We start from the raw sequence: 19,730 nt of genomic DNA, 5'->3' as shown, positions 1-19,730 counted from the left end.
AAACGAGAGTAGGGTGCGGAGGAGTGGGGCTCAATCGATATAATCTTATCGATTCCGGTGAGTTTTGGTAATGGATACCTATTACGGGCTGGCAGGTGAGGAAACGGCCTGGGTCAGGCTCAGGTGCATATAGCAAAACGCCGGGACAGTGCCCGGCGTTTTTTTGCTCACTTGCCGAACTGGGGCTCGGCCTGCCATGGTTCTTCCGGCGCGGGCTCCGGCACCGGGCCGTCCAGCCGGGCGGGCTCGGGGCGCACATGATCCGGCAGCATGGCCCAGGGCTTGGGCTCGCGGCGGATGCTGTGGAACAGGGTCAGGCTCATCACCGCGATAAAGATGGCGATGGGGAAGCCGGCGATGATGGAGGCGGTCTGCATCGCCTTCAGCCCGCCGGCGTACAGCAGCACGGCGGCGATGGCGGCGATGATCACCCCCCACAGCACCCGTATCATGGTCGGCGGCTCGCTGGCGCCGGCGGCGTCCAGGGTGCAGAGTACCAGGGTGCCGGAGTCGGCCGAGGTGATGAAATAGGTACCGAGCAGCACGCAGGCCAGCACACTCAACAGCTTGCCCAGGGCGCCGGCATCCAGGTTGTCGAACAGGGTGAACAGCGCCCGGGTGGTGTCGGCCTTGGTGGCCGCCAGTATGGGGCCGCCGGCGAAGGGCTCCTGGGCCGGCTCGCCGGCCTCGGCCAGCACCACCGCCCGTTGCTCGTAGGCGGTGCGGGCATCCTGCTCCACCTTGAGCGCGGCGCCGCCGAACACCGACATCCACAGGAAGGTGATCAGGGTGGGCACGATCAATGCGCCGCCGATCAGCTCGCGGATGGTGCGCCCCTTGGAGATGCGGGCCACGAACATGCCGACGAAGGGCGCCCAGGTCATCCACCAGGGCCAGTAGTAGGCGGTCCACCAGTTCTGCCAGCCGGAATCATTCTGGGCATCGCTCCACAGGCTCATGCCGACGATGTTCTGGGCGTAGCTGCCGGTGCTTTCCAGCAGGGTATTGAGCATGTAGCGGGTGGGGCCGACGTAGAGCACTATCAGCACCAGCAGCAGCGACAGCAGCATGTTCCACTCGGACAGCCGGCGGATGCCCCGGCCCACGCCCGACAGCACCGAGGCCACGGCGCAGGTGCACAGCACTACTATGATCAGCAGCTGCACACCCAGGCCGATGCCCACCCCGAACACCTGGTTCAGGCCGGAGTTGATCTGGATGACCCCCATCCCCAGCGTCTGGGAAATGCCGAAGGCGGTGATGGCCACGGTGAGGATGTCCACCGCATGGCCGATGGGGCCGTAGATGCGGTTGCCGATCAGCGGATAGAGGATGGATCTCAGGGTAAAGGGCAGGTTCTTGCGGTAGGAAAAATAGGCCAGCGCCAGGGCGACGATGATAAACACCGACCAGGGATGCAGACCCCAGTGGAAGAAGGCCAGTTGCATGGCGGTGCTGGCGGACTCATTGCTTAAGCCCGCGGTAAAGGGATTGTCGGCGTAGTGCCACATGGGCTCGGCCACCGACCAGAAGATAAGGCCGATGCCCATGCCGCCCGAAAACAGCATGGCCACCCACGACAGGTAGCTGAACTCGGGCTTTTCATCGTCCTTGCCCAGGCGGATATGGCCGTAACGGCTGATCATCAGATACAGCAAAAAGCCGACCACCAGGGTGACCAGCCCCAGATAAAACCATTTCATGTTCTGCAGCAGAACGCCGGAAATGGTTTCGAAGTATTGCCCGGCCTGGTTGGCCAGAATGGCACAGAACAGCACGAAACCGATCACCAGCACCTTGGATGCAATGGTCACGGTCGGGTTCAGTCCCTTCAGGATCCCGGATGTCGCACGCATAACTCCTCCCTCTGCGTTACTCGTTGTCAGTTAACCAGTTGTTAACATGGTGGGGAGGTTAGGGCGCGGCGGGGGTTCGCTCAATCGATTTATTCTCATCCATCGGTGAGTTTTGGTCATGGATGACCGCTGCCGCGGACCGGTTTCCGGGCAGGAAGGGCAGGGCCGGGGATGGATGACAAAAGCTCATCCATACCCGGCCAAAAAGTCGTTTGTTTGTTGCCGTCATGTTAACGACACTCTCCCCCATCGGTACCCCAGGGTGCCAATGACAACAAACAGCGCAGGAAGCACTGCACCATTGTGGAGAGAACAGCATGAGCAACGTCAGCCAAACCCTTATTCCGGTACAGCAGGTGGAAAGCGTACTGAACCCGATCGTCGAAGCCAACGGCATGCCGAATGCCTGTTATACCAGCCAGGAATATTTCGCCTTTGAGCGAGATCAAGTTATCGGCAAAACCTGGGCCTGCATCGGTTTCGCCTCCGACCTGCTGAAAAACGGCTACGTCAAGCCGGTGAGCTTTATGAACCTGCCGCTGCTGATGATGCGCAACCGCCAGGGCGAGGTGCAGGTGTTCCACAACGTGTGCAGCCACCGGGGCATGCAGCTGGTGCATGAGGCCGGCGAGGTGCAGGGCATGATCCGTTGCCCCTACCATTCCTGGACCTACGATCTGGACGGCAACCTCAAGGGCACCCCCCATATCGGCGGCACCGGCCAGCACAAGGACGAGCGCTTCAAGTGCGAAAAGCACGGCCTTAAAGCCCTGCGCTCCGCGGTGTGGATGGACATGGTGTTCGTCAACCTGTCCGGCGACGCTGCCTCCTTCGAGGAGCACATCGCGCCCCTGGTCGAGCGCTGGCAGCCGTTCTGGGGCGACGAGGGCCTGAGCCTGCTGCGCCGGGTCAACATGGGCGGCCACCTGGAAATCGAGGTGCAGAGCAACTGGAAGCTGACCGTGGAAAACTACTGCGAAGCCTACCACCTGCCCTGGGTGCACCCGGCCCTGAACACCTATTCCAAGCTGGAAGATCACTACAACATCATGTTCGAGGAGCGTTTCGCGGGGCAGGGCAGCTACAAATACAACCTGTCGGACACCGCCGGCACCCACCTGCCCAAGTTCCCGAGCTGGCCGGCAGACAAGCTGCGCCACGCGGAATACGTGGCCCTGTTCCCCAACGTGCTGCTGGGCATCCAGGCCGACCACGCCTTCGCCATGATGATCGACCCCATCCACGCGGAAAAAACCGTGGAGAACCTGCGCCTCTATTACATAGGCGACGAGTCGCTGAAGGACGAATACGCCGGCTGCCGTACCGCCACCCTGGAGTCCTGGCGGGTGGTGTTCGGTGAAGACATCGGCGCGGTGGAAGGCATGCAGAAGGGCCGCCATTCCCCCGGCTTCGGCGGCGGCGTGTTCTCGCCCGAGATGGATCTGCCGACCCACTACTTCCAGAAATGGCTGGCCACCCAGACCAAGGCCGCGTTGGAGGGCTGAACATGCAACATTACCTGAACTATATCGATGGCCAGTGGCGGGATGCTTCCCGCCGACTCACGGTGATGAACCCGGGCACCGGCGAGCCTTACGCCACCATCGCCCAGGCCGGCATCGAGGATGCGGATCTGGCCATGGCCGCCGCCCGCCGCTGCGTGGACAGCGGCGCCCTGAGCGAGGTGCGCCCGGCCATTCGCACCGGCTGGCTGCTGAAGGCGGCCGAGGCCATCCGCGCCATCGCCGACGACGGCGCCCTGGTGGCCTGCCGGGAAAACGGCAAGAGCCTGAACGACGCCCGCGACGAGTTTCTCGAGGCGGCCCGCTACTTCGAATATTACGCCGGCATGGCCGACAAGATAGAAGGCATCTCGGTGCCGCTCGGCAAGGACTACGTGGATTTCACCCAGTACGTGCCCTTCGGCGTGTCGGTGCAGATCGTGCCCTGGAACTTCCCGGTGTCCATCTGCGCCCGCTCCCTGGCCCCGGCCCTGGCGGCCGGCAATGCGGTGGTGATCAAGTCGCCGGAGATCTCGCCGCTGGCCATGACCCTGCTGGTCAGGGCCGTCGAGCAGGCCGGTTTCCCCCTGGGGGCGGTCAACCTGCTGTGCGGCAAGGGCTCGGAGGTGGGCAGCCACCTGGTCAGACACCAGGACACCAACCAGATAGTGTTCACCGGCTCGGTGCCCACCGGCCAGCGCATCCTGCGGGACTCGGCCGAGCGGGCCACCCCCTCGGTGATGGAGCTGGGCGGCAAGTCCGCCGCCATCGCCCTGGCGGACGTGGATCTCGACACCCTGCTGGCCAGCGTGAAAGTCGGCATCTTCTTCAACGCCGGCCAGGTGTGCTCGGCCATGTCGCGGCTGCTGGTGCACCGCAGCCGCTACGACGAAGTCAAGGCGGCGGTGGTGGCCCTGGCCGAGGGCCTGAGTATCGGCCAGGGCGAAGGCAACCCGGATCTGACCCCGGTGGTGTCGGCGGATCAGCAACAGCGGGTGCTGGCGATGGTCGAGCAGGCCCGGGCCGAAGGCGCCCGCGTGCTCACCGGCGGCGTGGCCCCGGACCTGTCCGGCTACTTCGTGGCGCCCACCGTGATCGAGGCGACGCCCGACATGACCATCGCCCGGGAGGAAGTGTTCGGCCCGGTGCTGGTGCTGATGCCCTTCGACGACGAAGACGAGGCGGTGGCCCTGGCCAACGGCACCGACTTCGGCCTGGTGGCCGGGGTGTTCGGCGAGGGCCTGAGCCAGACCCTGCGGCTGGCCAACCGGCTGCGCGGCGGCCAGGTGTTCATCAACGAATGGTTCGCCGGCGGCATCGAAACGCCGTTCGGCGGGGTGGGACTGTCGGGCTTCGGTCGCGAGAAAGGACAGGAAGCGATCTACAGCTATGTCCAGACCCGCAATATCGGCATCCGCCTGCGTTGAGCCGGGATTAACGAGTCAAAGGGCCGTCACCGGCCTGCAAAAAGCAGTAACAGGGTAGTGGGGAGGACAAGATGAAAAAGTGGTTATGCATCATCTGCGGATTGATCTACGACGAAGCCAAGGGCTGGCCGGCGGACGGCATTGCCCCGGGCACCGCCTGGGAAGACGTGCCGGATGACTGGGTCTGCCCCGACTGCCTGGTCACCAAGGCGGATTTCGAGATGCTCGAGATCACCGACGAGGAGCCGGCCCCCCTGGCGGCGGTGGCCGACGCCGTCACCCCGGCGGCTGGGCCGGCGCTCGAGCCGGTGGTGATCATCGGCACCGGCCACGGCGGCTACCAGCTGGCGGCGGCGCTGCGGGCCCGCTCGCCGGAACTGCCCATCACCCTGTTTACCGCCGATGACGGCGCCCTCTACAGCAAGCCGGCCCTGTCCAACGCCCTGGCGCTGGGCAAGGACGGCGACAGCCTGGTGAGCGAGCCGGCGCTGGCCTGGGAGCAGCGGCTCGGGGTGCGGGTGTATCCCCATACCCGGGTCGAGCGCATCGATCGGGAAAACAAACGGCTGCACACCAGCATCGGCGAGTATCCCTATGGCCGCCTGGTGCTGGCCACCGGCGCCTCGCCCATCGTGATCCCGGTTGAGGGCGAACAGACGGCCATGCTGAGCGTCAACGATCTCGCCGATTACCGCCGCTTCCGCCAACAGCTGGCCGGCAAGAAACACGTGACCATACTCGGCGACGGCCTGATCGGCTGCGAGTTCGCCAACGATCTGGCGGCCCAGGGCATAGGGGTGACCGTGGTCGGCCTGGGCCAGTGGCCGATGGAGCGGCTGATCCCGCAGCCCCTGGGCCTAGCCCTGCAACAGGCCCTGAGCGGCCTGGGGGTGGAATGGGCGCTGCAGGACAGCATTGCCCGCATCGACGCCTGCGGCGAGGGCTATCGCTTGCAGCTGCAGGGCGGCCGGCAACTGGACACCGATCTGGTGCTGAGCGCGGTGGGCCTGCGCCCCAACACCGCCCTGGCCCAGGCCGCCGGGCTGAGCACCGGCCGGGGCATCAGTGTCGACCTGGAGCACAGGACCAGCGATCCGGCCATCTTCGCCCTGGGCGATTGTGCCGAGGTAGACCGCCAGTGGGCTCCCTATATTGCACCCATCAACCAGGCCATACCGGCCCTGGTGGACAGCCTGCTGGGCCAGCCCGCCCGGGCGGCGCTCAAGGCCACCCCGGTGCTGGTAAAAACCCCGGTGCTGCCGCTGTCCGTGCTGCCGGCCCCCGCGCCCGGCGAGTGGAAGGTGGAGTCGCACGGCAACGAGCTGGCCGCCGGCTGCTACGGGCCGGACGGCACCCTGACCGGCTTCGCGCTGCTGGGCCATGGCCTGCAAGGCCAGCGCAGCCGCTGGCTGGAACAACTGAACCCGACCCGAACCGCAGCCTGAGGAAGAGATGATGATTGCCTTACCCAATGACGACAACAGCTGCGGCTGGTACCAGGCGCTGCCGCCGGCGGCCCCGGCCACCCGGCTCAGGGGCCAGCAACAGGCCGACTATGCGGTGCTGGGCGCGGGCTTTGCCGGCCTGGCCGCCGCCCGGCGGCTGGCCGAGCTGAAACCCGATGCCCGCATCCTGCTGGTGGATGCCCAGCGGGTGGCGGAGGGCGCCTCCGGGCGCAACTCCGGTTTTGTCATAGACCTGCCCCACAAGTTTGCGCTGGAGCACCCGGATCCGGTCCACAAGCAGAAACTGCTGGGCCTGAACCGGGCCGCCATCGCCCAGTTGCAGGGGCTGGTGGAGCGCCACGGCATCGACTGCCAGTGGTCCGCCGTGGGCAAGTACCAGGGCGCGGTGGGCGAGCGTGGCGAGGCCTTCCTCGAGCACTTCGAACACCTGATGCAGGATCTGGGCGAGCCCTACCACTGGGTGGAAAAGGGCGAACTGAGCAAGGTGCTCGGCACCCCTTACTACAGTCGGGCCATCTTCACCCCCGGCTGCTACCTGACGCAGCCGGCGGCCCTGGTGCGCGGCATGGCCGACCACCTTCCGGGCAACGTGGAACTGCTGGAGCAGTCGCCCATCCGCGGCCTGCACCGGGAGCGGGGCCAGTGGCGGTTGCAGGGGGACGAGGGCAGCATCACCACGCCCAGGCTGCTGCTGGGCACCAGCATCTTTACCCGCGAGTTCGGTTACCTGAAGAACCGGCTGCTGCCGGTGATGACCTTCGCCAGCTGGACCCGGCCGCTGACCGACGAGGAGCTGGCCCGCTACGGCGGCGAGCTGAACTGGGGGCTGACCCCGGCGGATCACGCCGGCACCACCCTGCGCATGACCGCCGACCGCCGCATCCTGATCCGCAACAGCTACAAGCACGTCTCCAAATACGGCGCCAGCGTCAGCGAGGGCATGCGCCAGCGCATCCGGGCCGACCATCGCAAGGCGTTCCTGGCCCGTTATCCGGCCCTGGCCGAGGTGCCCTTCACCCATACCTGGGGCGGGGTTTATGCCATCTCCCGCAACTTCACCAACTTCTTCGGCCGGCTCGAGGAGGGGGTGTTCGCCAGCGCCTGCGACAACGGCGTGGGCGCGGCCTGGGGCACCATTTCCGGCACCCTGCTGGCGGATCTGGCGGTGGGCGCCGACTCCCAGGCGCTGCGGGACATCCGGCAGGTGACCGGCATGCCCAGCCTGAACCCGCCCGAGCCTTTCCTTGGCCTGGGCGTGAAGAGCCGCATCCGGCTCGCCAAGTGGCAGAGCAGGAGCGAACTGTGAAAGAGGTGCAACTGATCGACAGCCGGCAACTGGATTTCAGCGTGCGCGGCGGGCCGCCGGGCATGGCCTATGTGGCCCGCGCCCTGAGCGCCGAGGTGTCGCCCCATATCGGGGTCGGCTTTGCCCGATGGGAAGGCGCCGAGGTGGCCTGGACGGTGCTCTATGACGAAGTGATCTTCGTGATCGAGGGCTGTTTCGAACTCACCGCCAACGGCCGCAAGCATGAAGTCCGCCCCGGCCAGCTGCTGTGGATCCCGGAAGGCACCGAGCTGGTCTACGGCGGCCATGCCCTGTTCGGCTATGTGGTTCATCCGGGCAACTGGAAGGAACTGCACGGACTGGTCTGAGCGAAGACCGTCTCCAGGCACTACCTTGCCGGCCGATTGGCCGGCTTTTTTTGGAATATTTCAAGCGCATCCAAGCGCATCCGACAAAACCGGTCGTCCTGAACATGGTGTCGTACATTACTAATCTTCATTTCTCTCAAAAAAGAGGGCCGGGGATACCCCAAACCGGCGGCTCAGGGCTTCGATGTGGTTGCAGGTCAGCTTTTTACCGTCCACCCCGTTCAGCAACTTGCTCACATTGCCTTTCGAGCCCAGCTCCGGCAGATCTGCAACGCCCAGGTGATGCTGTGCCATCAGGTTTTTCAGCACGGAGATCCCGTTATCCATCTCGGCCAGGGCGGCAGTGAAGTCGGCGAACTCGTCCGCGTGCTCTTCCCAGTGCTCAATGCTGAGGGAAAGAATGTCAATCAATGCCTTGTTGGCGTCGTAATCGTCGACCATTTCATCCATCAGGGCCAGCGTCTGCTCGTGGTCCTGCTGCTTCTCGATATGCGTCAAGAGCAGGACTTTCGATGCTTAACGTTATTCAGGGCAGGAAAACACCGCCGTTTGCCGATGTGCGCCTTGCTGGTGGAGCGCAGGCGGGCAGCCCGTGCAGCAAGATCCGGGGTGTTTTGCCTGATGCGAGGGTACCTTGTGCCGAAAAGGTTCTGAAGACAAGGCGAAGAGGCCACCACGCCCGCAGCGGCGGGCGTGGTGATGGCGGCGCCCTGGCGGGGCCACCGGAGGCTTACCTGGCGAAAGCCCGCTCTGGACGGGACGGCTCATCGGTCGGTGCCCGGGCGGCTTCCTCCGTGCTCAGCCGGGGCGAGAACCAGCCCAGGTAGCCGTAGGCCATGCCGATCAGCGGCGACAGCCAGCAGGCGAAGGCCAGGGGGATGTACAGCAGGTTGATGGTGTTGCCCTCCGCAATGCCGAGCCCGAGGGCGGTGATCACCACGGCGCCGCCGGCGTTCCAGGGCACGAGCGGAGAAATCAGGGTACCGCCTTCCTCGGTGGCGCGCGACAGGTTCAAGGCCGAATAGCCCTTGGCCTTGTAGGCCGGGGCGAACATGCGGCCGGGCAGGGCGATGGACAGGTAGGGGTCGCCGCCGATCACGTTGGTCATGGCCGAGGTGGCGATGGCCGAGGACTGCATGGCGCCGAAGCTGTTCGAGCGGGACAGGATTTTTTCCACTATCACCGCCAGGCAGCCGGTACGTTCCAGCACGCCGCCGAAGGCCAGGGCCACCAGCATCAGGGTGATCACCCAGGTCATGGACTGGATGCCGCCGCGGTTGAGCAGGGCGTCTATCTCGCGCACGCCGGTCTCTATCCGGTAGCCGCTGAACATGAACTCGAAGGCCTGCTGCAGATGCACTCCCTGCATCAGCATGGCGGTGGCCAGGCCCAGCATGGCGCCGGCGAACAGGGTGGGCAGGGCGGGCATTTTCTTCAGCGCCAGCACCACGGTCACCGCCAGCGGCAGCAGCAGGGGCCAGGACAGGCTGAAGTGCCGATCCAGGCCGCCGATGATGCTCTCGATGCGGGCGAAGTCCACCGCCTGCTCGCCGATCAGGCTGAATCCCGCCACCAGGTAGACGACCAGGGCGATCAGCATGGCGGGAATGGTGGTGGGCAGCATGTTGCGGATATGGGCGAACAGATCCACCCCGGTCACGGCCGGCGCCAGGTTGGTGGTGTCCGACAGCGGCGACATCTTGTCACCGAAGAAGGCGCCCGACACCACGGCACCGGCGGTCCAGTACATGGGAATGTCGAAACCGTTGCCGATGCCCATCAGCGCCAGGCCCACGGTGCCGGTGGTGCCCCAGGAGGTGCCGAGCGACACCGACACCACGGCGCAGATCAGCACGCTGGCGGCCAGGAACAGCTCGGGCGAGATCAGGCTCAAACCCAGCTTGATCAGATAGGGCACGGTGCCGCTGGCAATCCAGATGCCGATGATCATGCCGACGATGATGAGGATGCCCACCGACTGCAGGCCGAGGCGAACCACGTGCATGATGCCGTCTTCCATGTCGTGCCAGCGGTAGCCGCGCAGCCAGCCGATCAGCGCGGCCACGGCCACGCCGATGGCGAGCGGAATATGGGGGGTAAAGTTGTTGAAGTAAAACAGCTGTACGCCCAGCACCGCGAAGGTCAGGGCGATGGGCAGGCAGGCCAGCCAGAAGCCGGGCTTTTGAGGCGTTCTCGTTGTCATCATGGTTCTCTCCTTAGATCCTGAGCAGGCAGGCCCGCAGGGGGCCCGGGTCTGATATCCCGAGGGATGCCTCAGGCTAAGGGGTGACTGTAACGGGGCTTTGCGCCGGTTGTGCGGAATTGTAAAAAATTGTACCGCTTAATCCGCGGCCAGCCGGGCCTGGACTTCGGTCAGCGCTTTCCGGGTGTCGGCCAGCAGTTGTTCCAACCGGTGTTGTTGCCCTGCCGGTATCGGTTGCCGGGCGTCGGCCCGGGCTTCCATGTCCGCCAGCAGTGCCGCCAGGGCATCGAACCCGAGCAGCTGGGCCGAGCCGCGCAGGCGGTGAGCCAGCTGCGCCAGCTCCAGATGATCGCCGTCGGCAAGCTCGCGGCGCAAGGCGGCATGCTGGCGGGGCAGCTCTTCGGCAAAACGGGTGAGCAGGGCCTGCAGTCGTGGCCGGCCCAGCATCCGCAGATGTTCCTGCAACAGGGGGTGAGCGAGTTCGGGCGGCAGATCCGCGGCTACCGGCATGTCGGTGGCCAGCGCCATGGCCTGATGCAAACGGGGCCATTGCACCGGCTTGGCGACCACCGCTTTTATCCCGGCCGCCAGGTAACGGCCGATGTCCCCCGGGGTGACACTGGCGGTCAGGGCTACCACCGGGGTATCCCGGTTCAGGCCCTGGGGCTGTTCCTGGATGCGGCGGCGGCTTTCCAGGCCATCCATGCCGGGCAGGTGCATGTCCATCAGGATGAGATCAAAGGCCTGCTGTGCTGTCAGCGACAGGGCCTGTTCGCCGCTGGCCGCCAGGCAGACCAGGTGGCCGTGCTGCTCGAGCAGGGCGCCGATGATCTCCTGGTTGATGGCCACGTCTTCCACCAGCAGCAGGCTCAGGCTGGGCAGGGGAGGGAGAGTGTGTCTGGCGCTGGCCGGCGCCGGCCCGGCGCTGGCCAGCGGCAGCGAAAACCAGAACCGGCTGCCCCGGCCCGGCTGGCTTTCCACCCCTATCCGTCCACCCATGGCGTTCACCAGCCGCTCGGAGATGGCCAGCCCCAGGCCGGTGCCGCCATAACGCCGGGTGATGCTTTCATCGGCCTGGGTAAAGCGCTGGAAGATGCGCCGCTGTTGCTCGGGCGCGATGCCGATGCCGTTGTCTTCCACGCTGAACCGCCAGTGCCCGTCCTGCCGGTGGAGCCGCACCGTCACCCGGCCCCCTTCGGCGGTGAATTTGATGGCATTGGACAGCAGGTTGATCAGCACCTGGCGCAGCCGGCTGGCGTGCCCCAGCAGCCGGGTCGACGGCGGTGCGCCGTTGTCCAGCCGCAGCCCTATCCCCTTGGCATCGGCATAGCCCCGCATCATGGCCAGGGTGCTGTCGAGCAGTTCCTGCAAGGCGAAGGGCGCGGCCTCCTCGGGCAAGGGCTCCTGCTCCAGGGCGGCGAAGTCGAGCACGTCGTTCAGCAGCATCAGCAGGTGCTCGGCCGACTGCTGGAGGGTATCCAGCCGGTGCTGCCCGGGGCCGCCGGCGAGCACCGGCCGCAGCAGGGTGATGGTGCCCAGTATGCCGTTCATGGGGGTGCGCAGTTCGTGGGTCATGTTGGCGATGAACCGGCTCTTGGCCCGGTCGGCCGCCTCCGCCGCTTCCTTGGCCTGGCGCAGGCGGCGGGTGCGCTTGTCCACCAGGGCTGCCAGCCTGGCCTTGTCCGATTGCAGCTCGCTCTGGCGCTGCTCCCGGTCTTGCCTGTCCTGCTCGACCGACTGGCGCAGGGTGTCGAGGGCGCGCACCAGGGTGTCCAGCTCGTCCTGTTGCCGGCGGGGCCGGCGGTCCAGTTGCAGGGCCTGGCTCCACTGCCCCCGGCCCAGTTGTTCCACATGGCGGGCCATCCGCTCCAGGTGGCGGGTGACCAGGCGCTGGAACAGCAACAACAAGCTGAGGGCGATGGCCAGCACCGTCAGGCTGTGGCCGAGCAGGGCCGAGAGGGCGTTTTGCGCCAGCTGCCGGCGGATGCTGGACCGGCTGAACTCAAGCTCGAGCCGGCCCACCGGTTGCGGCCCCAGCACCGGGCTGGGGTAGATCAGTTCAAACACATGCCGATAGGGTTCGCTGTCGCCGGCATGGTCCCCGGCCAGTACCAGCGGCGCGGCCAGGGCGTCGGCGGTCACGGTAAGCCGGGCCATATGGGGCATGTCGAGCATGCTCTTGAGCTGCAGCCTGGCCTGGGGCAGGTTCAGATCCCACAGACTCTGGGTCAGCCCCTCCAGGTAGCTCTGCTCGATAAGCGACAGCCGCGCGGCCATGTCCTGCCTGGCCTGGCGGTAATCCAGGGACAGCTGCACCGCGGTGGAGATCAGGGAAAACACCAGGCTGAACCCCAGGATCAGCAGGAACAGCCGGAAGCCGAGCGGGTGCCGGCGGCGATAGCGGGGCAGCAGGGCGAGCAGGCTGCGCATCTCAGGGGCCGTCCAGGTAGCGGCGCTCGTAATGCTGGCTGATGTGGCCGATGTACTTGTCCTCGGTCAGCTGGCGCAGCCGCTCCGACAGCGCCGGCAGCAGCGGCGCCAGCCTGGATCCCCTGGGCAGAGCCAGGTGGTAGCGTTCCACGGTCAGGATCTGATCCAGGGGAAATACCCGGTCGGTGAGGTTCAGCTTGCGGGCCTGCAAGCGGCCGGTGGCGAGCCCGATGGGCATGTAGTCGATGCGCCCCTGGGCCAGCTTGTGGAAATTCTGCTCGCCGGTGGACACCCGCTCCACCCGGGGATGCCGGGCCATCAGCCGGTCGAAGGCGTCGCCGAAGCTGTCGCCGAACAGCAGCCCCAGGGTGCGGCCGCCCAGCTCGGGGGCCTTGCCCGACGGCGGTGCCTGGCCGGCATGGGTAAAGAGCACCACGGGATCGGCGATGATGGGGGTGTCGCTGAACAGAAAATCCTGCTCCCGCCGGCGGGTTTTGTAGGCCGCCACTATCAGGTCGACCTTGCCCTGGCGGGCGGCCAGCTGGCAACGCTCCCAGTTGCCGAAGATGCGCAGGTCGAGGCGGTAGCCGAACTCGCCGAGCAGCCGGCGGGCCAGGTGGGGGGCGATGCCGACCAGTTCGCCCCGCTCGGCCCAGGACAGGGGCGGATACATGGGATGGCCGCAGGCCAGCAGGGTCCTGGCCGAGGCGGGCAGGGCCAGCAGCAGCCCGAGCAGCAACAGGCCGAGGCTCAGTGGCACGGAACCGGCCTGGGGGTGAACACGTAGCCCGCGCCATGCACGGTGAGGATGGTCTTGGGGTGGGCCGGGTTGTCCCCGAGTTTGCGCCGCAGGCGGCCGACCAGCACGTCCACCGTCCGGTCGTTGGGCGCCCATTCCCGGTTTTTGATCTGGTCCAGCAACTGATCCCGGGACAGGGTCTGGCCCGAGTGGCGGATAAAGGCGCAGAGCAGCTGGTATTCGCCGTGGGTGAGGGAGATTTGCTGGTCGTCCCCGTCGATCAGTACCCGCCGATCCAGATCGAAGCGCCAGTCGTCGAAGCGGCGCACGTTGCCGGTGGTAGCCGCCGGCCGGCCGTTGGCCGCGGTGCGTACCCGGCGCGCCAGGTTCTTGGCGCGGGCCAGCAGCTCCCGGGGGTTGAAGGGCTTGGAGACGTACTCGTCGGCCCCGCATTCCAGGCCGATGATGCGCTCTATCTCGTCCTGGCGACTGGTCACCAGTATGATGCCGGTTTCGGCGTTGGCCCGGATTTCGCGGGTGAGGGTCAGGCCGTCCTTGCCGGGCAGCCGGATATCGAGCAGTACCAGGTCGATTTGCTCATCTTGCAGTATTCTCTCGGCCTGTTCGGCGCACTCGGTCGAATAAACCCGGTACTGCTCCGTCTTGAAATACTCCACGAGGCAGTCCCTCGTTATATCGTCATCTTCCACAATCAAGATGCTGATATCCATATCGTGCTCACCTTCAGGTCAATCGCGTACCGGGCGTCCGCTGGCCGGAAACTTCTAACACCGCTCGGCTTCGCTTGTCAACGGTGGTGCTGTTCGCTGCAGATGCGAACAAATCAGCACATGTTATTACATTTTTTTACAACCAGGGTGGTTCATCCCTTGCGCAGCTGCCGGGCCTGGCTGGGGGAGACGCCGAAGAAGTCCTTGAAGCAGTGGCTGAAGTGGGTGGAGCTGACGAAGCCGCAGGCCACGGCGATGTTGGCGATGCTGGCGTCGCTTTGCAGCAGCAGGCGGCGGGCGTGGGTGATGCGCAGCTCCAGGTAGTAGCGGGAAGGGGTGGTTTCCAGGTGGCCCTGGAACAGCCGTTCGATGCGCCGGCGCGACAGGCCCACGTAGGCGGCCAGCTCCTCGATGCCGAGCGGCTCTTCGATGTTGCTGTTCATCAGGTGCAGCAGGTTGCGCAGGGGCTCGGGCAGGCTGGGGTCGTTTTCCGCCAGGGTGAGCCGGGTTTCGTTGCTGTCGGCGATGCGGTCGCTGCTCAGGATCTCGCGGATGGCACGCACCGTGTCCTTGCCGTGCAGCCGCTCGATCAGCACCAGCATCATCTCCAGGGCGCTGCTGGGGCCGGCGCTGGTCAGCACCCGCTCGGTCACCACCATCACCTGGTGCGACACCTGCACATGGGGGAAACGTTCGCGGGCGAAGGTGTGGTTGTCCGGGTGGATGGCGCAGGCCAGGCGGTCGAGCAGGCCGGCGTGGGCCAGGGCCACGGCGCCGTTCCACAGGCCGCCCAGCACCTTCTGGCGCTTGGCGGCCAGTTTCAGCTTGTGGCTGAGCGGCGCCCGCTCGTTCAGGTCGCAGCGAAAGCCACCGCACACTATCACCACGTCCAGCGCGTCTTCCCCTTCCAGCGGCAACTGCTCCAGGGTGGCGTTGGCGGAGATGTCGATGGCCAGATCGCTGCGCACCGTGGTGCTCTCCAGGCCGTAGGTGGCAAAGGCGAACAGGGGCGTGGCCTGCACCAGGTTGGCGGTGACCAGGGCGTCCACCGCGGCGGTGAAGGCCATCATCGAGAAATGGGGCAGCAGTACAAAGCCCACCCGGGTCGGCCGCTCCTCTTGCTGGCGGGCCGGGAGGAAGGCGCTGTTGGTGTCGCGCAGGCGGTGGCTGAAAAGGCGTTTTTCACTCACTGGGGGCATGGCATCTGTTAACGGGTCCGCAAGGGCAAGTTGCGTGACGGTGACAACCTGGTTGGGATAGTACCCCGCCGGACCTGGCTTTGCATCCTTTTGGCATTGGGCCGCTTGCCTGCCCCTGGATTCCCGCCTTCGCGCTGACGGCTCCCCAGTTTTTTCTGGTCATGCCGCGACCTCTTCCATGAGGGTGTAGATACGGCTCAAGCGTGTTAAGGCTCGCTCCAGTAGCGAGCCCGTTACTCTCCTCGGCTCATGGATAAGCACCTGTTTTCCCAAGGTTAAAAAGGAAAGCACCCGACGCTCCTCGGTGTTGGCCTGGTATCGCCGATGCAGCCCTTGTTGTTCGCACTCGAACCCCACCAACCATAGGAACAGGGTTGCTACCTGGGCTATCAGGCACAGTTGACCCAAGCGACCCTCCCCCTGACTTTTACTGTTGCTCCAGCCAAAACCGTAACGCTGGCTCTTGTCATCACGGAAGTTCTGCTCGATTTGCATCCGCTTCCGATACAGCGAGACGACCTGCTGGGCAGTGAGTTCCGCATCCGAGGTCACCAGCAGCCACGGCTCTTCCGCCGCGTCGCGATACTGCTTCTCTGCCTGGGGATACATGGGCTGCTTCTTGCCCCTTTTCTTGTGCCGTCCCTTCGAGGGGGCATGGTACTGGTGATAGTAAACCGGGCAGGCCGGCTTCACTGTCTTACCCAACAGGCCCGCTCCCAGCGCCTCCGGGGTGGCCGTCGCCTGCTGGGCCAGCGTGGCCGCGGGATACCACTCTTTCTCGTTATCCAACTTGCCATGGATGCGCCCGCGCACTCGCCCTACAAACACCCAGCCCAACGCCCGCACCTGATTCAGCCACGGCGTTTTAAAGCCACCGTCCGACAGAAGAATGACCCGCTGGTGTGCCCCCAGGGCGGCATGCAGATCGAGCAGAAACTGCTGATGTTCATCATGATTTTCTTGCCGCGCAGAGGGCACAACACGGTTCAGCAAGGGCAGGCTGCGACCTTCATACACCAGGCTGGCGCGCAAGACATGAAAGTCCTGGCTGCAACAGCCGCTCCAGTCAATGGCAATGAAGCAGCAGGGCAAGCAATCGGTGATGCGGCGGGTCAGGGCGGCACTCATGGTGACGCAGTCCTGGTGGGCCTTCTCATTACGAAGAAAGCGGTCGACGCGTTTTATCTTGTGCTTGACGCAGGCTTTGCCGGGCAGATGTCGTCCAATCCGGGTCAAGGAGAGGGTGTTGCCGGTAATGAGTCCTTCGGCACAGTTCAGCAGGGTTTTTACCCGAGCCTGATGAAAAGGAGCGAAGGCAGACGCGAAGAATTTATGGCAAACTGAGGACACGGCAGGCATGGCGGAACGTCTTTGTTTTTTTGGCGATTAATAAAGACGCAATCTACCATGCCTGCCGATTTTTTTGGGGATCCCTCAGCGCCTTCGCGGGAATGACCATGTTTCTTCCGCCGGCTCTATCACTGCCATTATCTGTTTCCGACCTATTGCCGGCGTTGGGGCCTTATCCCGGCGCCGGTGGCCGCGGTCTTCGGCGGCGCGGCGGCTTGCCCGCCTGCGCCATCCTTGTCGCAAATACGCAGCTTTAGGCCGCAGCCAGTCATCCCTGCCCCTCGGGCCCTCAGTAGTATGCAAGTCAAAGCAGAACCCGGCAGCCCGCCGAGACGCGGCGCCGAAGGGATGGACAATGTCAGGCTGGGGGAGGCCCGAGCCGAGCAAGGAGGTCACAAGATGTTCAGCAAACACACCCGCATTCAGGATATGGACCCGGCACTGTGGGCCGCCATGGAAGAGGAGGCCGCCCGCCAGGAGCAGCATATCGAGCTGATTGCCTCGGAGAACTACACCAGCCCGGCGGTGATGGAAGCGCAAGGGTCCGTGCTCACCAACAAGTATGCGGAAGGCTACCCCGGCAAGCGCTACTACGGCGGTTGCGAGGCGGTGGACAAGGTGGAGCAGCTGGCCATCGATCGTGCCAAGGAGCTGTTCGGTGCCGACTACGCCAACGTCCAGCCCCACTCCGGCTCCCAGGCCAACGCCGCCGTCTATATGGCCCTGTGCGCCCCCGGCGACACCGTGCTCGGCATGAGTCTGGCCCACGGCGGCCACCTCACCCACGGCGCCAAGGTCAGCTTTTCCGGCAAGATCTACAACGCGGTGCAATACGGCCTGAACGAGGCCACCGGCGAGGTGGACTACGACCAGGTCGAGGCCCTGGCCCTGGAGCACGAGCCCAGGATGATCGTGGCCGGCTTTTCCGCCTATTCCCGGGTGATGGACTGGGCCCGTTTCCGCGCCATCGCCGACAAGGTGGGCGCCTACCTGTTCGTGGACATGGCCCACGTGGCCGGCCTGGTGGCCGCGGGCTGCTACCCCAACCCGCTGCCCTACGCGGACGTGGTCACCACCACCACCCACAAGACCCTGCGCGGTCCCCGTGGCGGCCTGATCCTGGCCAAGGCCAATCCGGAGATCGAGAAAAAACTCAACGCCGCCGTCTTCCCCGGTGGCCAGGGCGGCCCGCTGATGCACGCCATCGCCGCCAAGGCGGTGGCCTTTGCCGAGGCGCTCACCCCGGAATTCCGTGACTACCAGCAGGCGGTGGTGGACAACGCCCGCGCCATGGTGGAGGTGTTCAAGCAGCGCGGTTTCGATGTGGTGTCGAACGGTACCGACAATCACCTGTTCCTGCTCGACCTGTCCGCCAAGGGCATCACCGGCAAGGACGCGGATCGGGTGCTGGGCCAGGCGCACATCACCGTCAACAAGAACGCGGTGCCGAACGATCCCCAGCCGCCCTTCGTAACCTCGGGCCTGCGCATCGGCACCCCGGCGGTGACCAGCCGCGGCTTCAAGGTGGAGCACTGCCGCCAGTTGGCGGGCTGGATCTGCGACATTCTCGACAACATGGACGACCCGGAAGTGATTATCGCGGTGAAGGACCAGGTGGCCAGCCTGTGCAGCTACTTCCCGGTATATCGCTGATTGCTGATGGCCAACTGCCTCGTAGCCAGAGCGCAGATTAGGGCAGTCCTCTAAGCCGACCGTTGGCGCCAGGGATGGCGCCGTCGAGCCCCCAGGGGGCGAGCTTGCTCGCCGTGACGAGCGGTTTCTGCCTGACCGAACATCCAGTGAATGTTCGCAGCAGGCAGGAAACGCGAGTATCGGACTTTTACGGCGAGTCGGCGTGAGGATGGCCCAAGCTGCGGACGCCGAGGTCCGGACACTGACTTAAAGATAACAGGTGACACTATGCAAAAATATTCCGGGTTCGGGCTCCTCAAGCATGCCCTGAGCCATCACGAGAACTGGCAGAAGGTGTGGCGCAACCCCACCCCCAAACACGAAGGCTATGAAGTGGTGATCGTCGGCGGCGGCGGCCACGGCCTGGCCACCGCCTACTACCTGGCCAAGGAGCACGGCATCACCAACGTGGCGGTGATCGAGAAGGGTTACCTCGGCGGCGGCAACACCGCCCGCAACACCACCATAGTGCGTTCCAACTACCTGTGGGACGAGGCCGCCTGGCTCTATGAGCACTCCATGAAGCTGTGGGAAGGCCTGGCCCAGGAACTCAACTACAACCTGATGTTCAGCCAGCGCGGCGTGCTCAACCTGGGCCACACCCTGCAGGACATGCGCGACATCGAGCGCCGGGTCAACGCCAACCGGCTGAACGGCATCGACGGCGAAGTGCTCAACACCAAGCAGGTGCAGGAGCTGGTGCCGATCCTGGACTGCTCCAAGAACGCCCGCTATCCGGTGCTGGGCGCCTCCTGGCAGCCGCGCGGCGGCACCGCCCGCCACGACGCCGTGGCCTGGGGCTTTGCCCGCGCCGCCGACGCCATGGGCGTGCACCTGATCCAGCAGACCGAAGTCACCGGCATCCGCCGGGAGAACGGCGCCGTGGTGGGGGTGGAAACCAATCGTGGCCTGATCAAGGCGCGCAAGGTGGCCTGCGTCACCGCCGGCAACTCCGGCGTCATGGCCAACATGGTGGGCATGAAGCTGCCGCTCGAGTCCCATCCGCTGCAGGCCATGGTGTCCGAGCCGGTCAAGCCGATCCTCGACACCGTGGTGATGTCCAACCACGTGCACGGCTACGTGTCCCAGTCCGACAAGGGCGACCTGGTGATCGGCGCCGGCATCGACAGCTACCTGGGCTATGGCCAGCGCGGCTCCTTCCCGGTGGTGGAGCACACCATGGCGGCCATCGTGGAGATGTTCCCCATCTTCAGCCGGGTGCGCCTCAACCGTACCTGGGGCGGCATCGTCGACACCTGTCCCGACGCCTGCCCGATCATCTCCAAGACGCCTATCAAGGGGCTGTATTTCAACTGCGGCTGGGGCACCGGCGGCTTCAAGGCCACCCCGGGCTCGGGCAATGTGTTCGCCCATACCATCGCCCATGACGAGCCGCACCCCCTGGCCAAACCCTTTAGTATCGACCGCTTTACCAGCGGCCACCTGATCGACGAGCACGGCGCTGCCGGCGTAGCCCACTGA

15 protein-coding genes are annotated in these 19,730 nt (G+C 65.3%); 7 read left to right on the top strand and 8 right to left on the bottom strand.

Annotated elements, in window-relative coordinates:
- Positions 1-167 precede the first annotated feature (167 nt).
- Complete coding sequence (locus ACT7DK_RS12295; RefSeq protein WP_445399534.1) at positions 168-1,856, bottom strand: BCCT family transporter; 1,689 nt, start codon at positions 1,854-1,856, stop codon at positions 168-170.
- 317 nt (positions 1,857-2,173) lie between these two features.
- Between ACT7DK_RS12295 and ACT7DK_RS12290 the strand changes: the two genes are divergently transcribed.
- The 5 genes from ACT7DK_RS12290 to ACT7DK_RS12270 all read left to right on the top strand — a co-directional run bounded on the left by ACT7DK_RS12290 (position 2,174) and on the right by ACT7DK_RS12270 (position 7,904).
- Positions 2,174-3,361, top strand: coding sequence for an aromatic ring-hydroxylating oxygenase subunit alpha (locus ACT7DK_RS12290; protein ID WP_445399532.1), 1,188 nt, complete (start codon positions 2,174-2,176; stop codon positions 3,359-3,361).
- Between the two features lie 2 nt (positions 3,362-3,363).
- Positions 3,364-4,785, top strand: coding sequence for an aldehyde dehydrogenase family protein (locus ACT7DK_RS12285; RefSeq protein WP_445399530.1), 1,422 nt, complete (start codon positions 3,364-3,366; stop codon positions 4,783-4,785).
- Positions 4,786-4,856: 71 nt separating this feature from the next.
- Complete coding sequence (locus ACT7DK_RS12280) at positions 4,857-6,230, top strand: FAD-dependent oxidoreductase (protein ID WP_445399528.1); 1,374 nt, start codon at positions 4,857-4,859, stop codon at positions 6,228-6,230.
- Positions 6,231-6,237: 7 nt separating this feature from the next.
- Complete coding sequence (locus ACT7DK_RS12275) at positions 6,238-7,557, top strand: NAD(P)/FAD-dependent oxidoreductase (RefSeq protein ID WP_445399526.1); 1,320 nt, start codon at positions 6,238-6,240, stop codon at positions 7,555-7,557.
- Entirely contained in the window at positions 7,554-7,904 is a 351-nt protein-coding gene (locus tag ACT7DK_RS12270) for a cupin domain-containing protein (protein ID WP_094040527.1), read from the top strand. Before ACT7DK_RS12275 ends, ACT7DK_RS12270 begins: the two co-directional genes overlap by 4 nt.
- A gap of 120 nt (positions 7,905-8,024) precedes the next feature.
- Here ACT7DK_RS12270 and ACT7DK_RS12265 read toward each other — a convergent pair whose 3' ends face one another.
- From ACT7DK_RS12265 to ACT7DK_RS12235, 7 genes are all read right to left on the bottom strand, one after another.
- Positions 8,025-8,402 carry a helix-turn-helix domain-containing protein gene (locus ACT7DK_RS12265; RefSeq protein ID WP_445399523.1) on the bottom strand — a complete coding sequence of 126 codons (378 nt, stop codon included), beginning with the start codon at positions 8,400-8,402 and terminating at the stop codon, positions 8,025-8,027.
- Between the two features lie 232 nt (positions 8,403-8,634).
- The gene (gene nhaC, locus ACT7DK_RS12260; RefSeq protein WP_445399521.1) at positions 8,635-10,110 is read right to left on the bottom strand and encodes a Na+/H+ antiporter NhaC; all 1,476 of its coding nucleotides are present in this window, start codon (positions 10,108-10,110) and stop codon (positions 8,635-8,637) included.
- Between the two features lie 135 nt (positions 10,111-10,245).
- Positions 10,246-12,537, bottom strand: a complete 2,292-nt coding sequence (locus ACT7DK_RS12255) for an ATP-binding protein (protein WP_445399519.1) — start codon at positions 12,535-12,537, stop codon at positions 10,246-10,248.
- Between the two features lies 1 nt (position 12,538).
- On the bottom strand, positions 12,539-13,297 hold the full coding sequence (locus ACT7DK_RS12250) for a substrate-binding periplasmic protein (RefSeq protein WP_445399517.1): 759 nt from the start codon (positions 13,295-13,297) through the stop codon (positions 12,539-12,541).
- Positions 13,288-14,007, bottom strand: coding sequence for a response regulator (locus tag ACT7DK_RS12245; protein WP_445399515.1), 720 nt, complete (start codon positions 14,005-14,007; stop codon positions 13,288-13,290). The genes ACT7DK_RS12250 and ACT7DK_RS12245 overlap by 10 nt, the downstream gene beginning before the upstream one ends.
- A 152-nt stretch (positions 14,008-14,159) precedes the next feature.
- Positions 14,160-15,206 carry a GlxA family transcriptional regulator gene (locus tag ACT7DK_RS12240; protein ID WP_445399513.1) on the bottom strand — a complete coding sequence of 349 codons (1,047 nt, stop codon included), beginning with the start codon at positions 15,204-15,206 and terminating at the stop codon, positions 14,160-14,162.
- Between the two features lie 159 nt (positions 15,207-15,365).
- A complete protein-coding gene (locus ACT7DK_RS12235) occupies positions 15,366-16,565 on the bottom strand; it encodes an IS4 family transposase (RefSeq protein WP_445397490.1) in 1,200 nt (399 codons plus the stop codon).
- Between the two features lie 390 nt (positions 16,566-16,955).
- Between ACT7DK_RS12235 and glyA the strand changes: the two genes are divergently transcribed.
- Positions 16,956-18,209 carry a serine hydroxymethyltransferase gene (gene glyA, locus ACT7DK_RS12230; protein ID WP_445399510.1) on the top strand — a complete coding sequence of 418 codons (1,254 nt, stop codon included), beginning with the start codon at positions 16,956-16,958 and terminating at the stop codon, positions 18,207-18,209.
- 267 nt (positions 18,210-18,476) lie between these two features.
- Entirely contained in the window at positions 18,477-19,730 is a 1,254-nt protein-coding gene (locus ACT7DK_RS12225; protein ID WP_094040524.1) for a sarcosine oxidase subunit beta family protein, read from the top strand.

The sequence above is a fragment of the Zobellella sp. An-6 genome, assembly GCF_052487945.1.
This window is presented reverse-complemented; position numbering and strand designations above follow the sequence as displayed.